Annotated in this window: 2 protein-coding genes and 1 pseudogene; 2 read left to right on the top strand and 1 reads right to left on the bottom strand. The window is 62.3% G+C overall.

The annotated features are described in order from the left end of the window. A pseudogene (locus EN935_RS18735) lies at positions 1-369 on the top strand (hypothetical protein); the annotation flags it as partial. Between the two features lie 200 nt (positions 370-569). Here the strand turns inward: EN935_RS18735 and dksA are convergent. Further along, positions 570-986 carry an RNA polymerase-binding protein DksA gene (gene dksA / locus EN935_RS18730; protein WP_013531862.1) on the bottom strand — a complete coding sequence of 139 codons (417 nt, stop codon included), beginning with the start codon at positions 984-986 and terminating at the stop codon, positions 570-572. Between the two features lie 334 nt (positions 987-1,320). On the opposite strand from dksA, the gene EN935_RS42155 reads away from it, so the two are divergent. Then, a partial coding sequence (locus EN935_RS42155) for a histidine phosphatase family protein (RefSeq protein WP_245489002.1) occupies positions 1,321-1,632 on the top strand: 312 nt, incomplete at its 3' end.

The following is a 1,632-nucleotide window of genomic DNA, read 5'->3' as shown; positions in this document are numbered from 1 at the left end:
CAACCCGCTCCACCGCCTGCAAGACAGGCACCCGCATCGCAGCCGGTGAACACCGCGCCACCCGCCCGCCCGCGCCAAATAGCGCCGGCACCTGCACCCGCGCCAAAGCCGGCGGTGCAAAGCTACCAGCCGACCAATATCACGCCGCTGCCCGCCTATGGCTCGGCCAATGCCAATGTCGTCCGGCACGCGCCACCGCCTCCACCTGTGCAGGACAGCATCGACGACACGCTGATGAGGGAACTCGAAGTGTCGCTCGACCAGCCCCGTTCGGGCGGCCCGGTGGGCAAACCGGTGGCGAAGGCGCCGCAGTCGCTCGACGATGAAATGACCAAGCTTCTCGGCGAACTTTCCAGCCAGAAGCGATAAGCGGCCGCTGAGGCGCTACTCAACGCGAAAATCGTAGCCGGTTCGGCTGCCGAACCACCTTTTGGAAGGCCCATGCGTCGAGGGCTTGCGGATTCGTGCGCCCTGAACGGTAAATGCCCGCCAAAAATGGCCGGGGAAAACCGGCCATTCAAATCAACGTCGCTCATGGACGGCTGGTCGTACGCTGCCGGCCCTGGTCTTTAGTCGTCGCGGTAGACTTTTTCGCGGCGCTCATGCCGCTCCTGCGCCTCGATCGACAACGTCGCGATCGGACGCGCATCGAGCCGCTTCAGCGCGATGGGCTCGCCGGTTTCCTCGCAATAGCCGTAGGTGCCTTCGTCGATGCGCTGCAGAGCGGAATCGATCTTTGCAATGAGCTTTCGCTGACGATCGCGGGCCCTGAGTTCGATGGCGCGATCGGTTTCCGAAGAGGCGCGATCAGCCAGATCGGGGTGGTTGGCGTTTTCTTGCTGCAGGATTTCCAGTGTTTCGCGCGCTTCGCGCAGTATGTCATTCTTCCAGGTGACGAGCTTTGAGCGGAAGTAGGATTTCTGCCGCTCGTTCATGAACGGCTCGTCTTCGGAGGGTACGTAATCGGCGGTAACGATGTCGTTCATTCGACTCACCCAAACTGCCCCAAATTTCGCGCCTATATATTCGTCGCCCGACGCCTGCACAAGCGCAATCGGCCGCTGTCTCACGCAATTGTTAATGTGCACCGGCGCGCGCCTTTGCAGCAGCATACGGTCGCTTTGGTACCAAACTACGCTGCGACACTTTCGATCCGACGAAACATGCTTTCCGAAGATCGACCGTGATCTTCGGGCCGATGCACAGGCGCCTTTTGCGGCGCCGCAGCATGGTGATTCGCTGTGTTCGAAGAACACGGGCCATTGTGCGCGACGCCGTTCTCGTGGCTAATCCTGGAAGGCTTCGGCATTCGGAGGTTGGGTGAGCAGGCTTTATCTGTTGCGACATGCCAAGGCTGGCTGGGCGCTGCCCGGCGTACGCGATTTCGATCGCCCGCTCGATGCATCCGGCCGCGCCGATGCCGAAAGGATGGGCGCCGCCATGCGCTCCCGCTGCTATGTTCCGGACCTGACGCTGTGCTCCAATGCCAAACGCGCCAAGGAGACGCTGGAAGGCCTGGCCGGCCAGACCGACACCGGTCGGGTCCTGTTCTTCGACACGCTCTACAGCGCGGACGCGGCCGGTTACCTCCACCTTATCAGGGACAATGGCGGGGCGGGGTCATTGCTGGTC

Source organism: Mesorhizobium sp. M7D.F.Ca.US.004.03.1.1 (assembly GCF_003998635.1).
Classification (GTDB): Bacteria; Pseudomonadota; Alphaproteobacteria; order Rhizobiales; family Rhizobiaceae; genus Mesorhizobium; species Mesorhizobium loti.
Note: the sequence above shows the minus strand (reverse complement) of the source record. Positions and strands in the feature narration are given on the sequence as shown.

Coding starts and splice junctions, on each gene's coding strand:
- dksA (WP_013531862.1), bottom strand. CDS start 986: ATGAACGACATCGTTACCGCCGATTACGTACCCTCCGAAGACGAGCCG.